A 25,523-nucleotide genomic window follows, 5' to 3' on the forward strand; every position below is an offset into this window, starting at 1 on the left:
ATGTCAGACACAGAACAGGAACGCTGGTCGCGTGTGAAGGGTCGATTGCGCTCGACCGTTGGAGAGGACATCTATTCAAGCTGGTTCGCGAGAATGGATCTGGAGAGCGTCCATGCCGAGAGCGTCCGTCTGTCGGTGCCGACGCGGTTCCTGAAAAGCTGGATCCAGGCGCATTACGCCGAGCGTGTGCTGGCCTGCTGGCAGGCCGAACTGCCGGACGTTCACCGGATCGATCTTACCGTGCGCTCGGCCATGCGCTGCGCCGCGCCCGTCAGGGAAGCGCCTGCAACCGATGTGCATCGTCTCGAACGCAGTGAGGGCCGGAACGGCAATGAGCTGAAAACGGTTGCGACCGCGCCGGCGTCCGCCAACCACGACGCCCTCGGCGGTTCGCCCCTTGACCCGAGGCTGACGTTTCAAAGTTTCGTCACCGGCCGCTCCAATACGCTGGCCCACGCCGCGGCGCGTCAGGTGGCGGAAGGCCGGCGCGGCGACAGCGTGATGTTCAATCCGCTTTACATCCACGCCGGCGTCGGTCTCGGCAAAACCCATCTGCTGCAAGCCGTCACGTGGGCGGGCAATGCAGGCACCGAGCGCAGAGTGCTCTACCTAACGGCGGAGAAGTTCATGTATGGCTTCGTCGCCGCTCTCAAGACGCAGACAGCGCTTGCTTTCAAGGAAGCACTCCGCGGCATCGACGTTCTCGTCATCGACGACTTGCAGTTCCTGCAAGGCAAATCGACACAGGCCGAATTCTGCCACACATTGAATGCGCTCATCGATGCAGGCCGCCAGGTCGTCATTGCAGCCGACCGGCCACCGTCCGACCTGGAAAGCCTCGACGATCGCGTACGATCCCGGCTCGCCGGCGGGCTCGTGGTCGAAATGGGTTCGCTCGGCGAGGAGCTTCGGCTTGGCATTTTGAGATCGCGCGTCGAAGCTGCGCGCACGCATCACGCCAGTTTCGACGTGCCTGAGCAAGTTTTGGATTATCTGGCGAAAACGATCACGCACAACGGGCGCGACCTCGAGGGGGCGATCAACCGGCTTCTGGCGCACAGCAAGCTCAACGCCCAGCCGGTCACTCTCGAAATGGCAGAGCGCGAGGTCCGTGACCTGGTCCGCCCCCAAGAACCGAGGCGCATCAAGATCGAGGACATCCAGCGAATCGTCGCGCGGCAGTACAATGTCAGCCGCTCGGACCTTCTGTCTTCGCGCCGCACCGCCAATGTGGTGCGGCCGCGGCAGGTCGCAATGTATCTCGCCAAAACGCTGACGCTGCGTTCCCTGCCCGAGATCGGCCGCCGGTTCGGGGGACGAGATCATACCACCGTGCTGCACGCCGTCCGCAAGATCGAGGCGCTGGTGTCGAAAGACGTGACGCTCTCCGACGAAGTCGAATTGCTGAAACGCCAGCTTCAGGAATAGGCGCGGCGCGGCGGGAATTTTCTGCCAAAATGCCGGGAAAAGGCTGGACCGGAGCGAGCCGCAGGCTTGCGCCGGACGGGCTTCCGCGCCACCTTGCAGTCCCGCCGAATTTAAGCAAAATCGGCGTTGAACTCGGGGTTTACGTGCCGCGGTCCCGCGGCATTTTCAGCACATGACGGGAATTTGATCGGACGGATTTGCAATGAAGGTCACCGTCGAACGCGCGCAACTGCTGAAATCGCTTAGCCACGTGCATCGCGTGGTCGAACGGCGGAATACGATCCCGATCTTGGGAAACGTGTTGGTTCGCGCCGAAACCGCCAAGTTGTCGCTGAAGGCCACCGATCTCGATCTGGAGGTAACAGAAACGCTGGTGGCGGAAACCGGAACCGGCGGCTCGACCACGGTTCCGGCGCACATGTTCTACGACATCGTCCGTAAGCTGCCCGACGGTGCGCAAATCGTGCTGGAAGGCGACGGCGACCGCTCGGTTTTAACCATCCGCGCCGGACGCTCTCGCTTCACCCTGCAAACGCTGCCGGAGAACGATTTCCCGGATCTCGCGGCTGGCGACATGACGCATGCCTTTTCGCTGGCTGCAGCGGACCTGAAGCGGCTGATCGATCGTACCCAATTCGCGATCTCGACCGAAGAGACCCGTTACTATCTCAACGGCATCTACCTGCACGGCGCGGGCAGCGCAAAGAGCGCGACGCTGCGCGGCGTTGCGACCGACGGTCACCGCCTGGCGCAACTCGATCTCGCGCTGCCAAAGGGTGCTGAGGGAATGCCCGGCGTCATCATCCCGCGCAAGACTGTCGGCGAGGTGCAGCGGTTGATCGAGGACAGCGAGGCCGAGATCGGGATCGAATTGTCGCAGGGCAAGATCCGCTTCACGATCGGCCACGTGGTACTGACCTCCAAGCTGATCGACGGCACCTTCCCGGACTACGGCCGAGTGATCCCGCAGAACAACGATAAGGAACTGGTCGTCGACAAAAAGGACTTCGAGGCCGCGGTTGATCGCGTCTCGACGATTTCCAGTGAGCGCGGTCGCGCCGTGAAGCTGGCGTTATCAGCGGGCAAGCTGGTTCTGTCCGTGACCAATCCCGATTCCGGCAGCGCCACCGAGGAACTCGAGGTCGAATACGCCTCCGACGCACTCGATATCGGATTCAATTCACGCTATCTCCTGGACATCGCCGCGCAAATCGAAGGCGAAGCTGCGGTGCTGAAGCTCGCCGACCCCGGGTCACCGACGCTGGTGCAGGACAGGGATTCCAAGGGCGCGCTCTACGTGCTGATGCCGATGCGGGTGTGATGGCCCTTTAGCCGCTCCGGGCGACAGCGAACCAACATCAAAGTCACGCCCACGAAGGCGGGCATACAGCATTCGTTGGACATCCATTACCCGCATCGCACCTTACGGACTGCCGGATCATCGTGCCTTCGCGGATGATGACCGGGGATATGATAATTGTTGCCCATGATCCCCTCCCGCATTCGCCGTTTGAGCCTCACCCGCTTCCGCAACTATCGCGCCGCGACGTTCGAGACGCGTAGCGAGATGGTCGTGCTGGTCGGACCGAACGGTGCCGGCAAGACCAATTGCCTTGAGGCCGTATCGCTCCTATCGCCGGGACGCGGATTGCGGCGTGCCACGCGCGAAGACATCGCTGACAACACACACGACGGCTCCTGGGCGGTGTCGGCCGAGGTGCAAGGCGCGCTCGGTCTTGCGACGCTCGGCACCGGCATCGACGCGCCGAATGATGAAGCCGCACCAAGCGCCCGGCGCTACCGGATCGATCGCGAGCCCGTCGCATCGGCAGCCGCTTTCGGCGACCACCTGCGCATGGTGTGGCTGACGCCTTCGATGGACGGCCTGTTCGCTGGAGCGGCATCGGAAAGACGGCGCTTCCTCGACCGCCTGGTGCTGGCGATCGACAACGATCACTCTGGCCGCGTCACGGCGCTGGAGCGTAGTCTACGCTCGCGCAACCGCCTGCTTGAGATGCGCAACTACGACGATCTCTGGTGCAGCGCCGTCGAACGTGAAACCGCAGAGCTTGCCGTTGCGGTCGCGGCGATGCGCGCACAAACCGTCACGCGCCTTTCCGCCGCATTGGAGACGCGCGGCAGAGCCTCCTCATTCCCTTCGGCAAGAATCGGCATCGGCGGCTGGATGGAAAACGCGCTGCTCACCGACCCCGCAACGACGGTGGAGGATCGCTACCGCGAGGTCCTGCGCGCGAGCCGTGCCCGCGATGCCGCCGCCGGCCGGACGCTCGATGGCCCGCACCTCACCGACCTCGAAGTGATCTATGCGCCCAAGAACATACCGGCGAAGGATGCCTCCACCGGCGAGCAGAAAGCACTCTTGATCGGGCTCGTGCTGGCCCATGCGGGTCTCGTGGCCGAGATGACAGGGATCACACCGCTGCTGCTGCTCGACGAGGTGGTGGCGCACCTGGATCCCGACCGCCGCAGCGCGCTGTTCGGCGAACTCAAAGGTCTCGGCGCCCAGGTCTGGATGAGTGGAGCCGACCCGGCCGCGTTCGCCAACGTCGGCGCCGGCAGCGAGATTTTCGAGGTCGACTCGGGACGGATCGCCCGCCGGGCACCGGCATCGCTTTGAACCAAAGGTTCATCCTGCACGACTAGAGTTTGTGCAACGGCGTTGAATCAGATTCAATGCTCGTCCTTTTGAACGGGGATGATCCTATCCGAAAATCGGTTTTCATTTTTCGGGATCATGCTCCAGGTTTTGTACGACATCCTGACCGGCGCATCTTGCCGCCCGCCCCTTTTGGGGTTTTCCGGAGATATCAATCATGCCCGCACCGAAATGCCGACCTCACACGCCGGCGCGTCGATACGTTCTGGCTGCATTCTCGCTGGCGTGGATTGCCGGCGCCTCGGTAGCGATGGCGGAGAGCGGCATGGTCGAGGTCAACCAGTTGCCGCGCCTTCCGGACGCGCAGGAAACCACGGACTCGCAACCCGACCGCGTGGTCTACACGGTGCAGGGCGTGGTGCCTTCCACAGTCCAGTCGGTGAAGACTTTGATGGCCGACAATGGCTGGATGCAGTATGTGCGGCCACTTGAGGAGACGACGACCGGCCTGCTGTTCAAGAAGGGCGTGCATGGCCTGTCGGTATCCTTCACACAAGCTCTCGGCCGCGCGGACCGATCCGCGGTCCATTACAGCGCCAACCGGATCTACGCCGACGTTCCGTTTCCACCGGGAGCAACGGATATCGTCTACGATGAGCGCAGGCCTTACTTCAGCTGCACAGCCTCCGGCAACACCGACGCGAATCTTGATTTCTTCAATCGCGAACTCGCCGCAACCGGGTGGACGGCGTTATCCGCCGACGACGCCAAGACGCGCTGGCCGAATGCCGCAATCGACGACAAGATCGACAATGGTGCGCGCGCCTATTTCAGGCGTGACGATCGCGACAGACAGTTACCGATCATGGTGTCGTTACGGCGACTCGATGACGACAAAACCGCTGTCGACATCAGGGTCGCGCCATTTGCCCTGCCGCAGGATATCCAAGCGGGTCCCGATATGGACGGCCTGCCGCGGCCGGACCGTATCATAAACGCCGGAACCACCGGCAACGCGACGTCGGATCACCGGGAGGCGCACGCCACGGTGACCGCCGAGATGCCTGTCGTGCTCGCCTTCTATCGTCGCGAGCTGGCCGCGCGTAACTGGAAGGAAGAGGCCAAGGGAGCGATCATCACACCGGACGAGGTGTCGCTCAATTTCACCTCCCCTGAAGAGACCGGCACGCTCAAGCTCGGCCACAAATATGATCTGACCCTCGCGAGCTTCGTCATGCAGGTGACCCCGGCTGCGCGGGCCGCACGGGCGCAGGCGAAAAAGCAGGCCGACGACGATTTCATGAAGGACGCGATGTCGATGGCGACGGAGCTGATCGCAGCCGACAGTGCTCATCGCGCGCAACAATCCGCAAAGCTGTCGGATGCTCCCTTGCATGCGCAGTCCGGCAAGGCCACGCCAATCCCGCTGCCGGAAGGCGCCGAGAATGTCGAGTTCGATGGCTCGGACGGCAAACTCGAGTTCGAATCACAATCGAGTGTGAAGGCGCTTGCGGGTTTTTATCGCAGCGCCCTGAAGCCGCTCGGCTGGAAGGCGCAGCCGTCGGTCATCAACAATCCCAACATGGCCGCGATGCAGTTCTCCAAGGGCGGCAAGGAGATTTCGATCACCGTCATGCAGATGGGCCCGAAAACCAATGTCAGCGCGAACGGTTCGGGTCTCGAGATGGCGAATGCCGGCACCGATGCCGCCAATGATCAGTCGGCTGCGAAAGCGGCTCCAAAGCCGCTCGAAGCGGAGCCGGATTCCGCGTTGCCGGTCCCAAAAGAACATACCTTGAGTTTCCTCTCAACGGGCAAGCTGCCGGGCAGCGATGCTCCGTTCCGCCAGGAACTCGAGGCCAGTATTCCGGCCGATCTGGCTTCCGTGCTTGCCTTCTATCGCGAGGAACTGGGCAAACGCGGATGGAAGGAGTTGCCGGACCGCGCGATCACCCAACCGGATCGCGTCCAACTGACATTCACCTCTCCCGACGGCCCGGCCATGTTAAAGCTCGGCCGCCAGAACGCCGAGACCACAGTCAACCTCGCGCAGAAGATTCCGGCCGCCGCCGCCAAGGGCGAAGTGCTGCCGAAGCCGGGTCAGGCGAGGCTGATGCTGGGCAACATGGGACAATCGGACGCCACCATCACCATCAACAAGCAGACCATCAAGCTGGCGGCAGGCGCAGGCGGCCCGCAATCAAGCCAGCATCCCGCGCTCGATTTGCCGCCCGGCAAATACAAGTACGCAACGAAGGTGGCCGGACGCCCCGCCAAGTCGGGTCAGATTGAGCTCGGCGCCGACGATGCCTGGGGCCTGATGCTCGGGCCCGATGGCGATGTGCTGGCGCTGCAGGCTTACTGATGTAACGCGCATTTCTACGCCGAGGTTCAAACCAGCCAACTGACTTGCTCCTCGGCGACCATCAGCTCGATGTATCGGATCCGCTCCTGATGCGGTTGAGCGGGTTGTTATCCGCCGCAATCGGAATGCTGCCGGGCGGCTGTTTTCAGAGGCGCGAACCGGCGTTTTAAGGGCGCTGCGAATCGCCTTTTTCCGTCCTTGAAAAACCAGATAAAAATCACATCTATTCAATGACTTGAAGTGAGTCACTTTGCGCTAGGCGCGGTGCCGCTTTCATGCCAGAAATAGACTTCTCAGCCGCATGTACCGCATATGTCTCGGGACACCTTGTGAAGGCCTTTCATGATCGAACCTGCCCGGCAGCAAATTGCCGATACCGAACCTGGCACGCCAATCGAATATGGCGCGGAATCGATCAGGGTTCTCAAGGGCCTCGACGCCGTGCGCAAGCGGCCGGGTATGTATATCGGCGATACCGATGACGGCTCCGGTCTGCACCATATGGTCTATGAAGTGGTCGACAACGCCATCGACGAAGCGCTGGGAGGACATGCCACCGCCGTCGAGGTTATCCTCAACGCCGACAATTCGGTGACCGTACGCGACGACGGTCGCGGCATTCCCGTCGACATTCACAAGGGTGAAGGCGTTTCCGCGGCTGAAGTCATCATGACGCAACTGCACGCCGGCGGAAAATTCGATCAGAATTCCTACAAGGTCTCCGGTGGATTGCACGGCGTCGGCGTCTCTGTGGTCAACGCGCTCTCCAGCAAGCTGAGTCTGCGCATCTGGCGCAAGGACAAGGAACACTTGATCGAATTCGCCCATGGCGATGCGCTGGCGCCGTTGAAAGTCGTCGGCGACGCCGGCGGCAAGCGCGGCACCGAAGTCACCTTTCTCGCATCGACCGAGACTTTCACCAGCGTCGAATATGATTTCGCCACGCTGGAGCATCGTCTGCGCGAACTCGCGTTTCTGAACTCGGGCGTCAACATCCTGCTCTCGGACATGCGTCACGCGATCGAGAAGCGCGAGCAGATGATGTACGACGGCGGCGTCACCGAGTTCGTCAAATATCTCGACCGCAACAAGAAAGCGATGGTGCCGGATCCGATCATGATCCGCGCCGACATGAACGGCATCAATGTCGAGGCGGCGTTGTGGTGGAACGACAGCTACCACGAGAATGTCCTGTGCTTCACCAATAACATTCCGCAGCGCGACGGCGGCACCCATCTGGCCGGATTCCGCGGCGCGCTGACGCGGCAGGTCAACGGCTATGCCGAAGCCATGGCCAAGAAGGAGAGAATCGCGCTGACCGGCGACGACTGCCGCGAGGGCCTCACCGCAGTGCTTTCGGTGAAAGTGCCGGACCCGAAATTCTCGTCGCAGACCAAGGACAAGCTGGTGTCGTCGGAAGTACGGCCCGTGGTCGAGAACGTCATCAATGAGGCGCTCGCCGCCTGGTTCGAGGAACATCCCACCGAGGCGAAGCTCATTGTCGGCAAGGTTGTCGAGGCCGCTGCCGCCCGCGAGGCCGCGCGCAAGGCGCGCGAACTGACACGGCGTAAGGGTGCGCTCGACGTCGCCTCGCTCCCCGGCAAGCTCGCCGACTGCCAGGAACGCGACCCGGCGAAGTCGGAACTGTTCATCGTCGAGGGCGACTCGGCCGGCGGCAGCGCCAAGCAGGGACGCAACCGCGAATTCCAGGCCGTCCTGCCGTTGCGCGGCAAGATCCTGAACGTCGAACGCGCGCGCTTCGACAAGATGCTGTCGTCGGAGCAGATCGGCACGTTGATCACCGCGCTCGGCACCGGCATCGGCCGCGAGGATTTCGATCTCGCCAAGCTGCGCTATCACAAGATCATCGTGATGACCGACGCCGATGTCGACGGCGCACATATTCGCACGCTACTGTTGACCTTCTTCTTCCGCCAGATGCCGGCGCTGATCGAGGCTGGCCATCTCTATATCGCACAGCCACCGCTCTACAAGGTAACCCGTGGCAAGTCCGAGCAATACCTGAAGGACGAGCGGGCGCTGGAGGACTATCTGATCGAGACCGGCCTCGACGACTGCGTGTTCAAACTCGCCACCGGCGAAGACCGCAGCGGACGCGATCTGCTGGCGCTGGTGGAGGACGCCCGCGTGATCCGGAACGTGCTGCAGAATCTGCATAGCCGTTACAACCGCGAGGTGATCGAGCAGGCGGCGATTGCCGGCGTGATGAATCCGAGGATCACCGAAAATCTGGCCACTGCCAACGCCGCCGCCGATTACATCGCGAAGCGGCTGGACGCGCTCGCCGACGAAGTCGAACGCGGGTGGATCGGCCGCTTTGCGGAAGGTCAGGGCTTTTTCTTCGAGCGCACCGTGCGCGGCGTCAAGGACGTCGCCATCATTGACGACGCGCTGCTTGGCTCGGCCGATGCGCGCAAGCTGGATGAATACGCCGCGAAGCTGCAGGACGCCTATCCGCGGCCCGGCCTCTTGCGCCGAAAGGATACGGAAACCGCGATCCATGGTCCGGTCAGTCTGTTCGAGGCGGTGACCGACTCAGGGCGCAAGGGCGTGGCGCTGCAACGCTACAAAGGTCTCGGCGAGATGAATCCGGACCAGCTCTGGGAAACCACGCTCGACACCGGCGAGCGTACCCTGCTGCAGGTGAAGATCAAGGAGGTCGACGAGGCCGACGACATCTTCACCAAGCTGATGGGCGATGTGGTTGAACCGCGCCGCGAGTTCATCCAGGATAACTCGCTCAGCGCCAATGTGGACGTGTGAATCTGCGGCGCCTCAAAAGGCGCGGCCGGCCCAGCACGGATAGCGATTGCGTGAGCTATCGCACGACGCCGGACGTGAACCCCGGTCTGCGATGCGGCGGTTTGATTTCCTTTTTCAGGAAACATCGCGCGGCTTTGCCGGCGTATCCCGGCCGCGCATAGGTCCAGGCCCGGCACTTGCTATCGGTATCGCAGGCATGCCTGCAAATCTGATCGGCGTCGGCTCTATCGTCTTTCTTGACTTCGAAATTGCGATAGTCGCCGCCCGAGCGATCGGTGGAGGTTTCCACCGGGCCTATCCGTCGCTCGATCACACCCGCACCGCGGACACCGGACACGCAACACCGACTCGCGATCCGCGGCGGTACGGCATTCTTGAGCCAGCACACCGCGGTTTCCGACCGTTCGGTGGGATAGCTGAAGCTCCAGGCTCGGCAGTGGCGGTCGCGTTCACATGCCAAGCCGCAATCGGCCGGATCGCCCGAGCGCAGCGGCGTCCGCAGATAATCAGCGCCCGGCCGATCGAAATTCGTCTGGGCATAGGCCGAACGCGTCGCCGGAACGGAGACCGACAACAGCGCTGCCAGCAGCGTCAGGCCGACCTTGAGTGCATAGACTTTCATCACGTGCCGCAAAACGACGTATCCCGAACAAGGACGTGCGCGGATGAGATTCATTAAATCGCGACCTCGATGTACGTCGGATGAACAATTGCCACGAAACAACCCGCTGACCCAATGATCCCTCGATTCGGCAGAAGAATCTCCCACACCCGCAAAACAAACGGAACGGATTTGTATTTGTCGCCCATTCCGCCGCCTGTTCGTGACGCGGCCCAAAGCTCCTTTAAAAAGCGTATTCGCTATAGGCGGGTTCCACGGACCCAGCCCACGCGCCGTTGAACTTCTCCAGCATCTCCTCTGCCGGAGAGCGGCCCGAATCCAGAATTTGATCGAGCGGCTCCAGATGCCGCGACTCATCGCGACCGAAATGGTCGATACGGCCGCGCCGGCGCAGGCCTCCATGCGCCAGCATAAGGCACTCCTTGGCAATTTCGAACAGATAGTGATTCTTGATCCGAGCCTTGAACCCCAAGCGCGAGACGTCATCGCGCCACGCCTGCCGTTCCTGCGCATTCCAGCGCTTCGCGATGTCCCACGCGGCATCGAGACTGGCGTCGTCATAGAGCAACCCGACCCAGAACGCCGAAAGCGCCGGCAGACGCGTCCAAGGCACGCCGTCGGCGCCGCGCATTTCCAGATACCGCTTGAGCCGTACCTCCGGGAAAATTGTCGACAGATGATTGGCCCAGTCCGAAAGGGTCGGCCGCTCGCCGGGGATGGCCTTATTCCTGCCGTCAAAAAAATCACGAAACGAAGAGCCGGATACGTCGATATAATTTTCGCCGCGCTTGACAAAATACATGGGAACGTCGAGCGCGTAGTCGACCCAGCGTTCGAAACCCATGCCGTCCTCGAACGCCCAGGGGATCATTCCGGCGCGAGCGTTGTCCGTGTCGCGCCAGATTTCCGAACGATACGATAGGAAACCGTTCGGTTTTCCTTCGGTGAACGGAGAATTTGCGAACAGCGCCGTCGCAACCGGCTGCAACGCCACCGACACCCGCAGCTTCTTGACCATGTCGCTTTCGGACGAGAAGTCGAGATTGGTCTGCACCGTGCAGGTCCGAAACATCATGTCGAGGCCGTAGCGGCCGACCTTCGGCATGTAGTCGCGCATGATCCTGTAGCGGCCCTTTGGCATCATCGGAATCTGCGCCAGCGACCAAGAGGGCGTCATGCCGAGGCCGAGAAATCCAATACCGAGCGGCGTCGCGATCTCCTTGACCTGCGCCAGATGCGCTGCAAGCTCGGATTGGGTCTGATGCACTGTCTCGACCGGCGCACCCGACAGCTCGAACTGTCCTCCCGGCTCCAGTGAAATCGCACCACCCCCGGTGACGTCATAAAGACCGATGATGTTGCCCTGCTCCATGATCGGCTCCCAGCCGAGCAGCAGTTGCATACCTTCGAGCAAGGCGCCGATGCCGCGCGACCCTTCGTAAGGCACCGGGTCGTGGCCCTGAAGCGTGAACGCAGTTTTCTCGTGCTCGGTGCCGATGCGGAATTCGGACGAAGGCTTCGCGCCTGCCTCCAGCCAAGCCACGAGTTCGTCGCGCGATTGCAGCGGCGTCATATCGATCTGGTCACGCGCCATGAAAGATCCCGATGCGGGGCGTTGCGATCGAGCGCACGCGGTGTCGGTTTAGAAGAGTATCGAGCCGTGGCCCGCAATCGCGAAAGATGAAAGAGACATCATCGCGCGGACGCACCGTCTCTCACTGCAAGCGCCTGAGCCTCATTGCAGGAACAACCGGGCCGGTCAAGCAGCCCGCAAAGCATTGCGGCGTCAACCGAGAGTTTGGAGCCGACTTGCCGCCCGACCGCCGCCAGAATTCCGACGGACCCAGTTCGTGGTCGCTGACTCTTCGTTTGCGATGCAAAAGGTAGAGCTTACGAATCGGCTCGGCTTAAAATGACCTGACGGCTCCGGAATGCTTGGAGATAATCAGAGCACCATCACGAAAACCCCGGTCGCACGGTAGAACCGAAACAAAGCAATCTTAGGTTGTAAACATAAAAAATCTACACGCTTAAGGTGTTGATCCTGCACGTCACAGTCTCAAAATGACACTTTTGGCGAGCAGCGCCCCAGTCTTTAACTCCTTGTTTACCGTAACACGAAAAGGTTGAGCCTCGAGGGCGGGACCCGCGCCGGTTTGGAATTGTCTTATTCCAGACAGGCTCTGGGAACGTGAGGGCGCATCTTGCGCGGTCGACACTGGACGAAAGCATGAATTCGCGTGGATCGTCGAGCGACGACGGAATCGAACCATCCAATCGCGAGGGTGCGGACGCTGCCGCGCGGCGCGCCGGCGTATCCCGCGACGACGGGCTCGGCCCCGACGCTGGCGGTTTCATACCGGATCCAACGCAGCCGGTAGTCTCGAGCCAGGATGACCGCGACATGGCGGACATTCATCAGCGGCTGGATTCCATCACACGCCAGATCGATCAGTTGTCGAGCCCGGCCGCAAACGGCGAACCCGCGGTCGCCCGCCAGCTCAACGATGCCATTTCGCGGCTCGATGCCCGGCTCGCCCGAGTCGCCGCCCAGACACCCACAGAGAATACGCAGCAACATACCTACAGGGCCGATCGAGGCGTAGCCGAGGTTCGATCGCCATCACCGGAGTCGGTCACGCTCGAAGTTGCGATAGCGGAAGTCATCGCGCGCCAGCACGAACTCGATGAGACTTCACGTGCGTCGTCCTCTTACAGCTCAGCACCTGCAGCCTCAGCGATAAGAACACCGCGACCGGCGGCGGATTTCTCCGGCCTCGAACGGCAACTGTTCAAAATCACGAGCCAGATCGAATCGTTGCAACGCCCGGACGGGATCGAGCAGTCGATCGCCGCATTCCGCATCGAGTTGGCCGGTCTCCGTCATGTCATTACCGAAGCTATGCCGCGTCGTGCAATCGAGCCGATCGAAAACGAGATTCGTTTACTTTCGCAGCGCATCGACGAGATCCGTCAGAACGGCAGCGATGGTCAGGCGCTGGCGAATATCGAACGCTCCCTCAATGAAATCTACGACGCGCTGCGATCGCTGAAACCGGCGGAACAGCTCGCAGGATTTGACGACGCGATTCGCAATCTCGGCAGCAAGATCGATACGATCGTGCGCGGCGATACCGGAGCGATGCAGCAGCTCGAGAACGCGATCGGCGCGCTTCGCGGCATCGTCTCCAACGTTGCCTCCAATGACGCGTTGGTGCGGCTCAGCGACGAACTCAACATGCTGTCGTCTAAAGTCGATCAACTCGGCCGACCTGAGAGCCACGGTGATTCTTTCTCCGCGCTCGAACAGCGCGTGGCCGCACTGACGGAGACCCTCGAAAACCGCGAAAGCTCGGCCTCGGGCAGCAGTTCCGAACAACTTGAGGAGGCGGTGCGGGCGCTGTCCGAGCGTCTCGACCGGCTGCCGGCCGGCCACGACTCGTCCTCGGCGCTGGCGCACCTCGAACAGCGGGTCTCATTGCTGCTCGAACGCCTGGAGGCCGCCGGCGAACATTCAGGACCCAATCTTGGTCGCGTCGAGGAAGGTTTGCAGGACATTCTGCAATATCTGGAACGGCAGCAGACCGGTCTGGCGGCGATGGCCGAGAACGGTCCACGAAGCGCCGGCCCAACCATGGACAGCGAGGTCGTCGAGGCGATCAAGCGCGAACTGTCCGAGATGCGCTTCTGCCAATCGGAAAGCGACCGTCATACCCAGGACTCGCTTGAGGCCGTTCACAGCACGCTCGAGCATGTCGTTGACCGACTGGCGATGATCGAAAGCGACCTTCGCGCGGTTCGCGCCCAGCCCGTCCGGGCCGAGCCGTCCCACGACGGGATGCCGAAACAGGCGACAGGTTTGCCACCCAAGCCGGAATTGCCGAACCCCGTGCTGTCGCAGATGGCCACGCAGTCCGCTCCGGCCGTCACCGCAACAGCGGCGCCGATCCCGCCGCGCACGGTGGGTGAAGTCCTGATTCCGAGAGACACTTTCGATCCCGCGCGAGTTCCGCAATCCGCAACCACGCGGCCGCCGCAACCGCGCCCCGCGATTGATCCGGATCTGCCACCTGATCACCCGCTGGAGCCCGGCACCCGTACGACAGAACCCGCAGCTTCGTCGTCAGAGCGCATCGCAGCCTCCAAAAGCGTAATCGACGACATTGCCGCCGCGCTAGAACAATCGGGTTCAACAAATTTCATTGCCGCCGCGCGCCGCGCCGCTCAGGCAGCCGCCGCCACGGCGCCGTCGCCCGACAAGGCTGGCCGAACCAAGATCGCCATCGAACCGGCCCGTCCTGCCACAGGCGGATCCGGCATCACCTCCAATATCCGCTCGCTGCTCGTCGGAGCGAGCGTGGTGGTCATCGTCCTCAGCAGTTTCAAGTTCGCGATAACACTGCTCGACAGCTCTCCGCGCGAGACCCTCAGCAAGAGCAGCCCGGCCGCTCCCGTGACGAAGCCGCCAGCCGACGCCGAAGCCGGACCCGGCACTGAGACTCCGCCGTCGCCGTCGATGATCGAGCCCACACCGATCGACCGCCACTCGATGATTGCACCGTCGGCCGGCGACAGTGCGGCGCCGACCGCAAACCCATCAGATGCGGCGCCTGCGAGCCAGCCGGAGACCAAATCCGCCGACGTCACCGGTACGGTCCCGGACGCACACACGCTCGAACCGGCTGCAACTCCGCCTTCCGAATCCCTCCCCGAGAGCATCGGCGGCGCTACGCTGCGTACCGCCGCGCTCCATGGTGACGCCGCGGCCGCGTTCGAAGTCGGCGTTCGCTATGCCGAAGGCAAAGGCGTCACGGTCAATTACGACGAGGCCGCGAAGTGGTACGAACGGGCGGCGCATGCTGGCATCGTGCCTGCCATGTTCAGACTTGGCACCCTGCACGAAAAGGGGCTCGGCGCGAGTAAGGACGTCGATACGGCGCGGCGTTATTACATGCAGGCGGCCGACCGGGGTAACGCCAAGGCGATGCATAACCTCGCCGTACTTGATGCCGATGGCGGCGGCAAAGGCGCCAACTACACGAGCGCGGCGCAATGGTTTCACAAGGCGGCCGAGCGGGGAATAGCCGACAGCCAATTCAATCTCGGTATTCTTTATGCCCGCGGCATTGGCGTCGAACAGAATCTCGCGAAATCGTACAAGTGGTTCAGCCTCGCCGCCGCCCAAGGCGACGTGGATTCAGGGCGCAAGCGCGACGAAGTCGCCAAGCGACTCGATCCGCAGTCGCTCGCTGCGGCCAAGCTGGCGGTTCAAACGTTCGCGCCCACGCCTCAGCCCGACGATGCCGTCAACGTTCCAAGTCCTGCCGGCGGATGGGACAGCGCGACCGCAAAGCCCCACGCCAAAGCCGCGCCGCGCAAGTCCGCGACGGCAAATCCGACGATAGCGCGGAATATCGCGCGTTAATCCAGATTCATCAACTTCGGGTGTGACGGCGGAGAACAGACCCGGCCGTCCTCAATTCTTTAACCCCGGCCGCCGATGATTTCGGTTATGCAGGGGTGCGGCTCGCGGCCGTGCCGCGACTGAAGGTCCAAGCTGCGAAAGGCGCCGGCCAGCCAGCAGCCAAATCCGAAGACAACGCGCGTGCAGCTTTATCTCCCGATCGCCGATATTCCGGTCAACGTGTTCCTCATCCTGGCGATGGGGGCAGCTGTGGGGTTCGTATCGGGGATGTTCGGCATCGGGGGAGGCTTCCTGATGACACCGCTGCTGATCTTTGTCGGCATCGCCCCGGCGGTTGCCGTTGCAACGGTCACAAGCCATATCGCGGCCTCATCTTTCTCCGGAGCGCTGTCCTACTGGCGCAAGCGGGCTGTTGATCCGATGCTCGCGCTGGTGCTGCTGAGCGGTGGCATTATCGGAACCATATTCGGGGTCTGGACCTTCACGCGTCTGCGCTCGCTAGGACAACTCGATCTTTTGATCGCACTCTCCTACGTTGTGCTGCTGTCCGGCGTCGGCGCGGCGATGTCCTGGGAAGGGCTACGCGCCATGCTTCGGGCCCGCAAAGGAAGGACCCTTCCGCTGCGACGCTCGGGCGGCCATGGCTGGGTCCACGGCCTGCCGCTGAAAATCCGGTTCAAGCGCTCCAAGATTTATCTTTCGGCCATTCCGGTGATCGTCATCGGACTCTTGATCGGCTTCATCGGTGCGATCATGGGCATCGGCGGAGGCTTCATTCTGGTGCCGCTGCTGATCTACCTGCTGCGCGTACCGACGTCGACTGTGATCGGCACCTCCATGATGCTCACACTCATCACCATGACGTTCGCCACGGTGCTGCACGCCGCCACCAACCATCTCGTCGACGCTGTGCTGGCATTGATCCTGATGACCGGCGGTGTGACCGGCGCACAATTCGGCGCCCGCGCCGGCCAGCGCATCCGGGGCGAACACCTTCGGCTACTGCTCGGGCTGTTGATTCTGGCGGTCGGTGTTCGCTTCGCGATCGAACTGGGTATCCGACCTACCGATCTCTACGCCGTCCGCGAAGCGACGGGCGGCATATGAGGATGCGCGCAACATGGTCGGCCGGACTTGCGCTGTTGCTAGGCGTCATGCTCGGCGCGGACGATGCGCGCGCAGAGCACCTTATCGTCTCCGTATCGAACCATCGCGTCACCGTCACGCCGAACTATTCCGGCGAGGAACTGGTGCTGTTCGGCTCGATCGAGCGTGACGGCGGTGCGCCGCTTCCGTCCGCCGGCTACAATCTCGTCGTAACTGTCAGCGGCCCTCCCGCAGACATGATCACGCGCCGCAAGGAGCGGTGGTTCGGCATCTGGGTGAACGCCAGTTCCCGGCAATTCCTCCAGGTTCCGGCCTATCTTGCGGTGTTCGCCGACCGGCCGCTGGACAAGATCGCCGCGCCGGACATCCTGCGCCAGCAGCGACTCGGACTGAACAACGTGCTGCTGACGCAGCGCATCGGTCCCGACTACGCCGACGTGGTACCGAGCGATCCGTTCCGGCGCGCCTTCATAAGGCTGCGAAGCGAACAAGGGCTGTACCGCGAGAACACCTCGGCCGTGACTTTCCTGACCCCGACCCTGTTTCGTACCGGCATCCCGCTCCCGGCAGAGGTGCCGATCGGCACCTACACCATCGGAATCAAGCTGCTTGCCGGTGGCGCGCTGATCGCAAAAACCGATACGGCGTTCGAAATCGTCAAGGTCGGTTTCGAGCAGTTCGTGGCCACCGCCGCCAAACAACACGGCCTGGTTTACGGCGTGGCGACAGCGCTTATGGCGTTGACGGCCGGCTGGATGGCATCGATCGTTTTCCGCAGAGACTGAGGGTCTTGGAGTAATATCCCTACAGCGCCCATGCGATCGCCATCGCCACTACACCGAACGCCATTATGGCGGTGGCGAGCCAACCGAGCCAATACAGCGGGCCCCCTACCCTAAAATTGCCCATGATCTCGTGGTGCCTCACCACCAACATCAGCAGCACCATCACGGGCACCGCAAGCACACCGTTGATAACCGCGCTCCAGTAGAGCGCCTGAATGGGGTCTATGGGGGTGAAATTGAGGACAAGCCGGTTCCGGTTCCCCGTCCGTCTACGCGGCCGACGGCGAACGAGCGCCGCGCGGCGTTGTCCGAGTGAAATGAGCCGCGGCGGCTTTCAACAGCAGCGCGAGGCCGCTATCGCATGCATGTGGGTATAGCCGAGCACATGCGCGGTGAAATCGGCCGAGAAGATTCTGGCGAACGCTCTGTCTCGGATGCTCAAGCCTCCCGCATAGGCGCCGAACGCCGGCATCACCATGCGCGCGCCATCGCTGGCGAAACAACGCCGCTCTATCGAACGACCCCGCGTTGAAACCCGCGCCTTGGGATGCAGATGACCTGCGATTTCGCCGAAAGCGCCAGTCGGCTCATGGCGGAATACGATCTCACCCATCGCAACTTCTTCGGCGACAACGCCCCCGAGATCGGATGGCAACGCCGGATCGTGGTTGCCCGAAATCCAGATCCAGTCGCGGCGGGCCTGTAATACCGACAGCGCCTCGCGGTCCGGCGCGGACAGGCGTTCATGCGCGTCGCGATCGTGAAAACTGTCGCCGAGAGCGATCACCGTGCGCGGATCGTAACGCGCGATAACCTCCGCAAGCCGCGCAAGCGTCGCCACGGTATCGTAGGGCGGCAGCAGCACGCCGCGCATGGCAAAGCTCGAACCCTTTTCCAAATGCAGATCGGACACGACGAGCAGGCGCTCGTGTTCCCAGAACAGCGCGCCCGAGAGATCGGCGGTGAAGCTGATGCCGGCGACAATGAAATCGTTGAACATCATACTACTTGTCAGGGTCGAGGTCAGGAAACTGTTTTATAATTGGCCTCATCAGATCAAGATAAACGATGTTGCCTATTTCACCGATGGCTCGTCGAAAGCGCCTCTGTTCCTCCTGCTCGGGAAAATGAGAAATCGTTATTGTCGCGGCGTTCAAAGCTTCATTGATGCCCATGAAATTTATCATCAATCTCTCAGCGCTGTCGCGATCAATCATAGCGTCTCCTGACTCCGATAGTGGACGCTGCTTCAATCCCCTGCCATCGCTTCCTTGACGAGGCTCTCGGCGGCTTCGGCCAGCAGTTCGTCCGACGCCTCGCCATAGACCGCCTCGCGGCCGATTTCCAGCATCACCGGAACCGCGAGCGGCGAAATGCGGTCGAGCGGCTTGTGGGTAATCCGGCCTTTGATCCGCGTCAGCATATCGCTCAGGCGGCGAATATCCAGCAGTCCGGTCGCAGCGTCGGCGCGGGCCGCTCGCGGCAGCACATGATCGGGTTGATGCTTGCGCAGCACATCGTAAACAAGATCGGTCGAGAACAAGACCTGCCGTCGGCTCTTTTCCGCCCCGGTGAAACGGCGGGCGATCAGGCCCGAAATGATCGCGCAATTGCGGAAGGTGCGCTTCATCAACGCGGATTCCGCAAGCCATGCCTCCAGATCGTCGCCCAGCATGTCCGGATCGAACAGCTCATCCAGATTCAATCGGCCCTGCCCAATCATCGACGAAGCGTCGCCGAGCATCCAGATCGCGAGCGCATACTCGTTGGCGACAAAGCCAAGCGGTCGCGTACGCGCACGCTCCAATCGCCGCGTCAGCAACATGCCGAGAGTCTGGTGCGCTAGCCGACCCTCGAACGGATAGCAGACCAAATAATGTTTGTCGGCTCGCGGAAAGGTTTCAATGATCATCTCGCACGCATGCGGCACACGCGAGAAATGCGACTGCAGCATCAACCATTCGCGCACCTGATCCGGCAGGCCACGCCATGCGCGCTTATCGTCGAGCAGGTTGCGAACCCGCTCGGCCAGATAGGTCGAGAGCGGAAACTTGCCGCCCATGTAGGACGGTACCTTCGGGCTCTCGTCATTGGCACGCGAGACATAGACCTGATCCTCGGACAGCGCCTCGTAGCGCACGATCTCGCCGCCGAACACGAAGGTGTCGCCGGCAACCAGGCCTTCGATGAAATACTCCTCGATCTCACCTAACATCCGGCCGCCGCGTGCGATCGCGCCGGTCAAACCTTTAGCTCCGTTCTGGCCGCCATGCCGCGAACGCACCAGCCTCACCTTCAGCATCGCCTCCTCCACGATGGTGCCAACGTTGAGGCGGTAGCTTTGCCGCACCTTCGGATTGGCGACGCGCCAGCGCCCCTCTTTGTCCTGCCGGATGCGGGCGAAGCGTTCGTAGCTCTTCAGCGCATAGCCGCCGGTGGCGACGAAATCGATCACGCCGTCGAAATCAGCGCGTGTGAGATCCGCATACGGCGCAGCCGTCCGCACTTCGTCATAGAGTTGATCCGCGTGAAATGGTTCACCGCAGGCGCAGCCCAGAACATGCTGGGCGAGCACATCGAGCGCACCGGAGCGCAACGGCGGCGTGTCCTGTGCGTTTTCGGCGACCGCGTCGATGGCGACGCGGCATTCCAGCACTTCGAACCGATTAGCCGGCACTAAAACTGCGCGGGAGGCTTCATCAAGACGGTGATTGGCGCGGCCGATCCGCTGCATCAGCCGCGAGGCACCCTTGGGCGCACCGATATTGATGACGAGATCGACGTCGCCCCAGTCGACGCCAAGATCCAGGGACGACGTGCAGACCACCCCGCGCAGCCGGCCGTCCGTCATCGCCTGCTCCACCTTGCGGCGCTGCGCGACGTCGAGTGAGCCGTGATGCAGCGCGATGGCGAGACCGTCGTCGTTGATGCGCCAGAGATCTTGAAACAACATCTCGGCCTGGCTGCGGGTGTTGACGAACACCAGCGTGGTCCTGTTGCGCCTGATGAGATCGTAGACCTCGGTCAACGCATGACGCGCCGAATGTCCCGCCCACGGCAGTCGTTCGCTGGTGTCCAGCATCTCGACAATTGGAGCGGCTGCGCCGTCGGCCTCGACAATGTCAGCCGAAACGGCCTTGCCTTCGGGCTGCGGCACCAGGGATCGCGCCAGCAACTCCGGTTCGGCCACCGTCGCCGACAAGCCGATCGTACGCATTCGCGGAGCGAGCAGCCACAGCCGGGCGAGCGCCAATGACAACAGATCGCCTCGTTTCGAGGTCACCAGCGCGTGCAGTTCATCGAGCACAACGCGCCGCAACGACGAAAACAGAAACGGCGCATCGTCCGACGCCAGCAGCAGCGCGATCTGTTCAGGGGTGGTCAGCAGGATGTCCGGCGGATAACGCCGCTGCCGCTGCCGGCGTGACACCGGCGTGTCGCCGGTGCGGGTCTCGACCCGGATCGGCAGACCCATCTCGGTGATCGGGGTCTCCAGATTGCGGGCGATATCGACCGCCAGCGCTTTCAGTGGGGAAATATAGAGGGTGTGAAGGTGCCCTCCCTCTCCCACAAGAGGAGAGGGAGAAGAGATGTCCACCAGCGTGGGCAGAAATCCGGCCAGCGTTTTGCCAGCGCCGGTGGGGGCGATCAGCAGCGCCGAACGGCCGGCACGGGCCTTTCGCAGCAACGCCAACTGGTGCGCACGCGGCGACCATCCCCGCGCCGCAAACCAGCGCAGAAAGCCCTCGGGCAGCAGAGGCCGCTTTTCGCGATCAGCGATTCCCACGCTCCGAGAGGTAGGCCGTCCCGCCTGTCCGGTCGAGGTTGGACATGACGGATGCCGGGATCGAAAGCGAATCAGCAACCTCGCAAACGGTCGGAGTGGGGTTCAGCGCGGCTTGGGCGGCGCGGACAAGCCGCGATGGGGTCCGGCATTGTTATGCCAGATGGTGATTTTGATGCTGATTTTGCAAGGTTTTCGCCGTCACCACATCATTCCCTATCAGGTGTGGCTACCGAACCACAGACAAGTTTCCCGCCGAAGCGTACAATCTCACGGTCATTTGCAGTCGGGGACCATCATAATGAAAATGAAAAAAATTCTGCTCGGCGTTCTGCTGGCCAGCACCGCGATGAGCGCCCAGGCGGCGGATCTTGCACCGCGGCCCTACACCAAGGCTCCGCCGCTGGCCCCGGTCTATGACTGGACTGGCCTTTACTTCGGCGTGAACGCCGGCCTCGGGGTTGGTCGCAATCAAACCGTGCATGATCTTGGCCCCGGGGCAATTTCGACGCATCTGCAGCCGCTCGGCGCGGTTGGCGGCGGCCAGATCGGCTACAATTGGCAGACCAATTCGTTCCTGGGCCCGATCGTATTCGGCGTCGAAGCTGACCTCCAAGGCGCCGATATGACCGACACCCGGACCAATTTTGGCGGCGTCGGCGGGCTCCAGTACAATCAGAGACTCAACTGGTTCGGCACGGCGCGCGGCCGCGTCGGCCTGGTTAACGGTCCGATGATGACCTACCTAACCGGCGGTTGGGCCTACGGTAACGTTGGCACTACAGTCATTCAAGGTGGCGTGCCGTCCGCGTTCGGCGGCGGACGCAGCGGCTGGACCTGGGGCAGCGGTGTCGAAGCCGCGCTCGGCGGCAACTGGACCGGCAAGATCGAGTACCTTTATCTCGATCTGGGCAATCAAACCTTCGCCGGTCTTCCCGGTCAGACACTGCGTTCCGAGCTGCACGAGAATATCTTCCGCGCCGGCGTAAACTATCGCATTGGTGGCCCCGGCAGCCCGTACGTACCGACGGTCACGGCAAACTGGAACGGCCTGTATATCGGCGGCAATGCCGGCGGCGGACTCGGCCGCAACCGCAGCACCATCTCCGATGCGGCTGGAAATCCGCTCGCCCGGTTCAATCTCGCGCCCAGCGGCTTCATCGGCGGCGGCCAGATCGGCTACAATTGGCAGGCTGGTAACATCGTCTTTGGCCTCGAGACCGACTTCCAGGGCTCGACCCTGGAGGACAACAAGACCTGCTTCGGCTGCGTGCCGGGGGCCTCTGCCGATTTCAATTCGAAGCTGCAGTGGTTTGGCACCGCGCGCGGCCGCCTCGGCTACGCCATAGGATCTTCGATGTTCTACGCCACCGGCGGTTTCGCCTATGGCAACGTCAAGACCGCGCTCAACACCCCGCTCAACAATTTTAGCTTCTCCAACACCCGCACCGGCTACACCGTGGGCGGTGGCATCGAGACGCCGCTTCCCGTGGTGAACCTGTTCGGTGGGCCGCTGTTCGGCCCGAACTGGACCACGACGACGGAATATCTCTACGTCGACCTCGGCCGCTCAAGCTTCAATATCGGTGGTGGGCCGTTCGTGCTGACGACCGGCGCACAGGAGCATATCTTCCGCACCGGTCTGAACTACCACTTCAATGCGCCGGCGGTCGCGAACTACTGACCGCAAAAGGCCGGGGTCTTAAAGCTCTGGTCTGGCCGAATAAATCTTGGGGGAGTGGGCAAGAAAGCCGCATCGCATCGCGATGCGGCTTTCTTCATGAACCGGTCGCGAGCGAAGTGGAATCCGGTTCGCGTGAAGAAAACGCGTCAAATCAAAAGACTCTAGCCAGGCAGCGCTATTGCTCTACGATTGAGGGCTCCGCGGATGCGCTGTCCTTGCGCACGGCTCTACGATCATAATGTCCGGCACGGTACGGGTCCGGCCAACGGCAGTGCGTTATTCAGGGGAAGCGGAAATAGCCCTCGCGCCATACCCGATCCCGTGATCCGAGCCCCTTTGGGGAACCTTCTCGCCATTACCGAGTCCGATCACGCTGTCCGTTCCGTGACCGCGACCATCAAACTTGCCGGATCTCGCCGGATGACTCTGGACTTCGGAGCGCTGGAACGGCGACGTTTCTAGTCCTGGAACTGGCGGGAGCGTCGCAGGCCATGCCTATGCCGATCCTGAACCAGATTTGGCCAGCCGATCGCTTCATAGAAGAAAAATCGATCTCTCTGGCGCCGCGACGGGCCGCCGCACTTGCGCGCCCTGATACGCAATTCCCATGTTCTGGATGCCGGCCACCAAATCCGGTGAGGGTTTCGAGAAGTTTAATGAACTATTTCCGTACTGCGATCCTGCTGGCGGGGCTCACCGGCCTGTTCATGGGCGTGGGCTATTTGATCGGCGGCGCCAGCGGCGCGACGATCGCGCTCGTCGTCGCCGCCGCGACCAATATCTTCGCTTATTGGAACTCCGACCGCATGGTGTTGTCGATGTACGGCGCACATGAGGCCGATGCCGGCACCGCACCCGACCTGCACCGGCTGGTGTCCGAGCTTGCTGCGCGTGCCAGCCTGCCGATGCCGCGTGTGTTCGTGATGGATAATCCGCAGCCCAACGCTTTTGCCACCGGCCGCAATCCGGAGAATGCCGCCGTGGCGGTGACGACGGGACTCATGCAGTCGCTCAGCCGCGAGGAACTGGCCGGCGTGATCGCGCATGAACTTGCGCATATCAAACATCACGACACGTTGCTGATGACTATTACCGCAACCTTCGCCGGCGCGATCTCGATGCTGGCGCAGTTCGGCATGTTCTTCGGTGGCAACCGGGACAACAACGGCCCCGGTGTCATCGGCTCGCTGGCGATGATGATCCTCGCGCCGCTCGGAGCCATGCTGGTGCAAATGGCGATCAGTCGCACCCGCGAATACGCCGCCGACGAGATGGGCGCGCGCATCTGCGGCCAGCCGATGTGGCTCGCTTCAGCGCTGGCCAAAATCGACAATGCCGCGCATCAGGTCCCAAACATGGAGGCGGAGCGCGTGCCCGCGACCGCGCACATGTTCATCATCAACCCACTGTCGGGACACGGTATGGATAACCTGTTCGCGACCCATCCCTCGACCGAAAACCGCATCGCCGCATTGCAGAAGCTCGCCAGGCAGTCCGGCGAAGGTCTTGCCCCCCGCCCAGCGTCCGACTCCCGCGGCCCCTGGAACAGTGGCCCTCGCCGGGGTCCGTGGGGTTAAGGAGCCGCGGTCCGTCAAGTATTGAGCAACGGCAATCAGCGCCGTCGGGCGAGTCCGACGGCGCACGCCCATCGACTCCTTTTCCCCAGCGATCCTTCGGCGCGATAGTCCCTTGTCAGAGCACAGCCAATCGGCTTGGTGTGATGCTTTGCCATGGAGATTTCATAGAATGCTCAAGCAGATTGCCATGCTGACTGTTGCGATCGGTTTATTCGGTGCGACCACGGCTCGCGCCGACGCTGTCATTCCAACCAAGGATATTGCCGGTGCCAGCGATAACGCGCGGCTGAAGCGTTACGACGGCTCGTTCATCGTGAGCTATGAACGCCTCGCCTTCACCGATTTCAAGGTGCCGCTGTCAAGGCTTGAGAAGGCGGGCGACGATCAGCGCGATCGGATGAACAATCAGGTGTTCAAGCCGAAAGAGGAAATCGAAATCGAGGGCGCGCGCACTCGTATTGCCTATCTGCTACCGGCCGGACGCTCGCCGCTGGAGGTGTTGCGCAACTATCAGGACGTCGTGAAGGAGGCCGGTGGCGAAATCCTCTACACTTGCAAGAAGGAAGAATGCGGCGGCGATCCCGAGCGCTCCAGCGAGGGCGGCGGCGGCGAAATGAGCCTCATGATGTATTTCGTTTACGCAAACCAGCTGAAGGACGCCGACTTTTCAAACGGCAAATGCGCGCTGACATCCCATGTCGACGATCAGCGGTTCTTCGCTGCGAAGATCCCGCAAGGCGGCGGCGATGCCTATGTCACCGTGCAAACCTTTCAGGTCGAGGACAACCTGTACTGCAAGGCGTTTAATGAACGAACCGTGGCGCTGGTCCATATCGTCGAACCCAAGCCCCGCGAGCAGAAGATGGTCGTGGTTAAGGCCGAGGAAATGGCGCGGAGCATCGGTACGACCGGCCGAGTCGCGCTTTACGGCATCTTCTTCGACACCGACAAAGCCGAGCTCAAACCCGAATCCGGCCCCACGCTGGCCGAGATCGCAGGCCTGCTCAAGGGCGCCCCGAAGCTCGCAGTGCTGATCGTCGGCCACACCGACAATCAGGGCGCGTTCGACCACAACCTCGACCTGTCGCGGCGCCGGGCCGAGGCGGTAGTGAAGGTGCTGGCGGCAAACCACGGGATCGATCCGAAGCGGCTGCGCGCAGCCGGCGTCGGCATGATGGCGCCCGCCGCCTCGAATGACGCCGACGACGGCCGAGCCAAGAATCGTCGGGTGGAAGTGGTCAAGCTGAACTGACGGCTGTCCGTCCACCGCGAGAGCGAGGCGCGACGTCGGCTCCGGGGGTGCCGGCGTCACATCCGCGAAAATAATTGGAACCAAAGGGAGGGA

The 25,523-nt window shown here is 62.2% G+C and carries 16 protein-coding genes and 1 pseudogene; 11 read left to right on the forward strand and 6 right to left on the reverse strand.

All coding sequences use genetic code 11. The annotated features are described in order from the left end of the window. The 5 genes from dnaA to gyrB all read left to right on the forward strand — a co-directional run bounded on the left by dnaA (nt 1) and on the right by gyrB (nt 9,194). Nucleotides 1–1,428, forward strand: a complete 1,428-nt coding sequence (gene dnaA, locus ACZ5IL_RS00005; RefSeq protein ID WP_464594443.1) for a chromosomal replication initiator protein DnaA — start codon at nt 1–3, stop codon at nt 1,426–1,428. Between the two features lie 202 nt (nt 1,429–1,630). After that, complete coding sequence (gene dnaN / locus ACZ5IL_RS00010) at nt 1,631–2,749, forward strand: DNA polymerase III subunit beta (protein ID WP_079445283.1); 1,119 nt, start codon at nt 1,631–1,633, stop codon at nt 2,747–2,749. A gap of 165 nt (nt 2,750–2,914) precedes the next feature. Next, the gene (recF, locus tag ACZ5IL_RS00015) at nt 2,915–4,066 is read left to right on the forward strand and encodes a DNA replication/repair protein RecF (RefSeq protein WP_464596959.1); all 1,152 of its coding nucleotides are present in this window, start codon (nt 2,915–2,917) and stop codon (nt 4,064–4,066) included. Nucleotides 4,067–4,262: 196 nt separating this feature from the next. Continuing rightward, nucleotides 4,263–6,410, forward strand: coding sequence for a hypothetical protein (locus tag ACZ5IL_RS00020; RefSeq protein WP_464594444.1), 2,148 nt, complete (start codon nt 4,263–4,265; stop codon nt 6,408–6,410). A gap of 342 nt (nt 6,411–6,752) precedes the next feature. Further along, the gene (gyrB, locus tag ACZ5IL_RS00025; RefSeq protein ID WP_464594445.1) at nt 6,753–9,194 is read left to right on the forward strand and encodes a DNA topoisomerase (ATP-hydrolyzing) subunit B; all 2,442 of its coding nucleotides are present in this window, start codon (nt 6,753–6,755) and stop codon (nt 9,192–9,194) included. Between the two features lie 55 nt (nt 9,195–9,249). Here the strand turns inward: gyrB and ACZ5IL_RS00030 are convergent, their stop codons facing one another. Continuing rightward, nucleotides 9,250–9,816: a PAN domain-containing protein gene (locus tag ACZ5IL_RS00030; RefSeq protein WP_464594446.1), complete on the reverse strand. Its 567-nt coding sequence runs from the start codon at nt 9,814–9,816 to the stop codon at nt 9,250–9,252. Between the two features lie 223 nt (nt 9,817–10,039). Further along, nucleotides 10,040–11,410, reverse strand: coding sequence for a glutamate--cysteine ligase (locus ACZ5IL_RS00035; protein WP_464594447.1), 1,371 nt, complete (start codon nt 11,408–11,410; stop codon nt 10,040–10,042). 636 nt (nt 11,411–12,046) lie between these two features. Between ACZ5IL_RS00035 and ACZ5IL_RS00040 the strand changes: the two genes are divergently transcribed. From ACZ5IL_RS00040 to ACZ5IL_RS00050, 3 genes are all read left to right on the forward strand, one after another. Beyond that, nucleotides 12,047–15,241, forward strand: coding sequence for a tetratricopeptide repeat protein (locus tag ACZ5IL_RS00040; protein ID WP_464594448.1), 3,195 nt, complete (start codon nt 12,047–12,049; stop codon nt 15,239–15,241). 180 nt (nt 15,242–15,421) lie between these two features. Continuing rightward, nucleotides 15,422–16,348: a sulfite exporter TauE/SafE family protein gene (locus ACZ5IL_RS00045; protein ID WP_464594449.1), complete on the forward strand. Its 927-nt coding sequence runs from the start codon at nt 15,422–15,424 to the stop codon at nt 16,346–16,348. A gap of 2 nt (nt 16,349–16,350) precedes the next feature. Then, nucleotides 16,351–17,133 carry a TIGR02186 family protein gene (locus ACZ5IL_RS00050; RefSeq protein WP_464594450.1) on the forward strand — a complete coding sequence of 261 codons (783 nt, stop codon included), beginning with the start codon at nt 16,351–16,353 and terminating at the stop codon, nt 17,131–17,133. A 19-nt stretch (nt 17,134–17,152) separates the two neighbouring features. Here the strand turns inward: ACZ5IL_RS00050 and ACZ5IL_RS00055 are convergent. The 4 genes and pseudogenes from ACZ5IL_RS00055 to ACZ5IL_RS00070 form a co-directional block, all read right to left on the reverse strand. After that, nucleotides 17,153–17,380 (reverse strand): annotated as a pseudogene (locus ACZ5IL_RS00055) (divalent metal cation transporter); the annotation flags it as partial. 87 nt (nt 17,381–17,467) lie between these two features. Further along, on the reverse strand, nt 17,468–18,133 hold the full coding sequence (gene pdeM, locus ACZ5IL_RS00060; protein WP_464594451.1) for a ligase-associated DNA damage response endonuclease PdeM: 666 nt from the start codon (nt 18,131–18,133) through the stop codon (nt 17,468–17,470). 4 nt (nt 18,134–18,137) lie between these two features. Continuing rightward, nucleotides 18,138–18,350, reverse strand: a complete 213-nt coding sequence (locus ACZ5IL_RS00065; protein ID WP_464594452.1) for a hypothetical protein — start codon at nt 18,348–18,350, stop codon at nt 18,138–18,140. Between the two features lie 32 nt (nt 18,351–18,382). Beyond that, nucleotides 18,383–20,920 carry a ligase-associated DNA damage response DEXH box helicase gene (locus ACZ5IL_RS00070; protein WP_464594453.1) on the reverse strand — a complete coding sequence of 846 codons (2,538 nt, stop codon included), beginning with the start codon at nt 20,918–20,920 and terminating at the stop codon, nt 18,383–18,385. A 304-nt stretch (nt 20,921–21,224) separates the two neighbouring features. Here ACZ5IL_RS00070 and ACZ5IL_RS00075 point away from each other — a divergent pair, with 304 nt between their 5' ends. The 3 genes from ACZ5IL_RS00075 to ACZ5IL_RS00085 all read left to right on the forward strand — a co-directional run bounded on the left by ACZ5IL_RS00075 (nt 21,225) and on the right by ACZ5IL_RS00085 (nt 25,430). Further along, entirely contained in the window at nt 21,225–22,601 is a 1,377-nt protein-coding gene (locus ACZ5IL_RS00075; protein ID WP_464596960.1) for an outer membrane protein, read from the forward strand. Between the two features lie 656 nt (nt 22,602–23,257). Further along, nucleotides 23,258–24,178 (forward strand): zinc metalloprotease HtpX, encoded by a 921-nt coding sequence (htpX, locus tag ACZ5IL_RS00080; protein ID WP_464594454.1) that lies wholly within the window; start codon nt 23,258–23,260, stop codon nt 24,176–24,178. Between the two features lie 169 nt (nt 24,179–24,347). Then, nucleotides 24,348–25,430, forward strand: a complete 1,083-nt coding sequence (locus ACZ5IL_RS00085) for an OmpA family protein (RefSeq protein ID WP_464594455.1) — start codon at nt 24,348–24,350, stop codon at nt 25,428–25,430. Nucleotides 25,431–25,523: the final 93 nt, after the last annotated feature.

The sequence above is a fragment of the Nitrobacter sp. CN101 genome, from assembly GCF_055390255.1.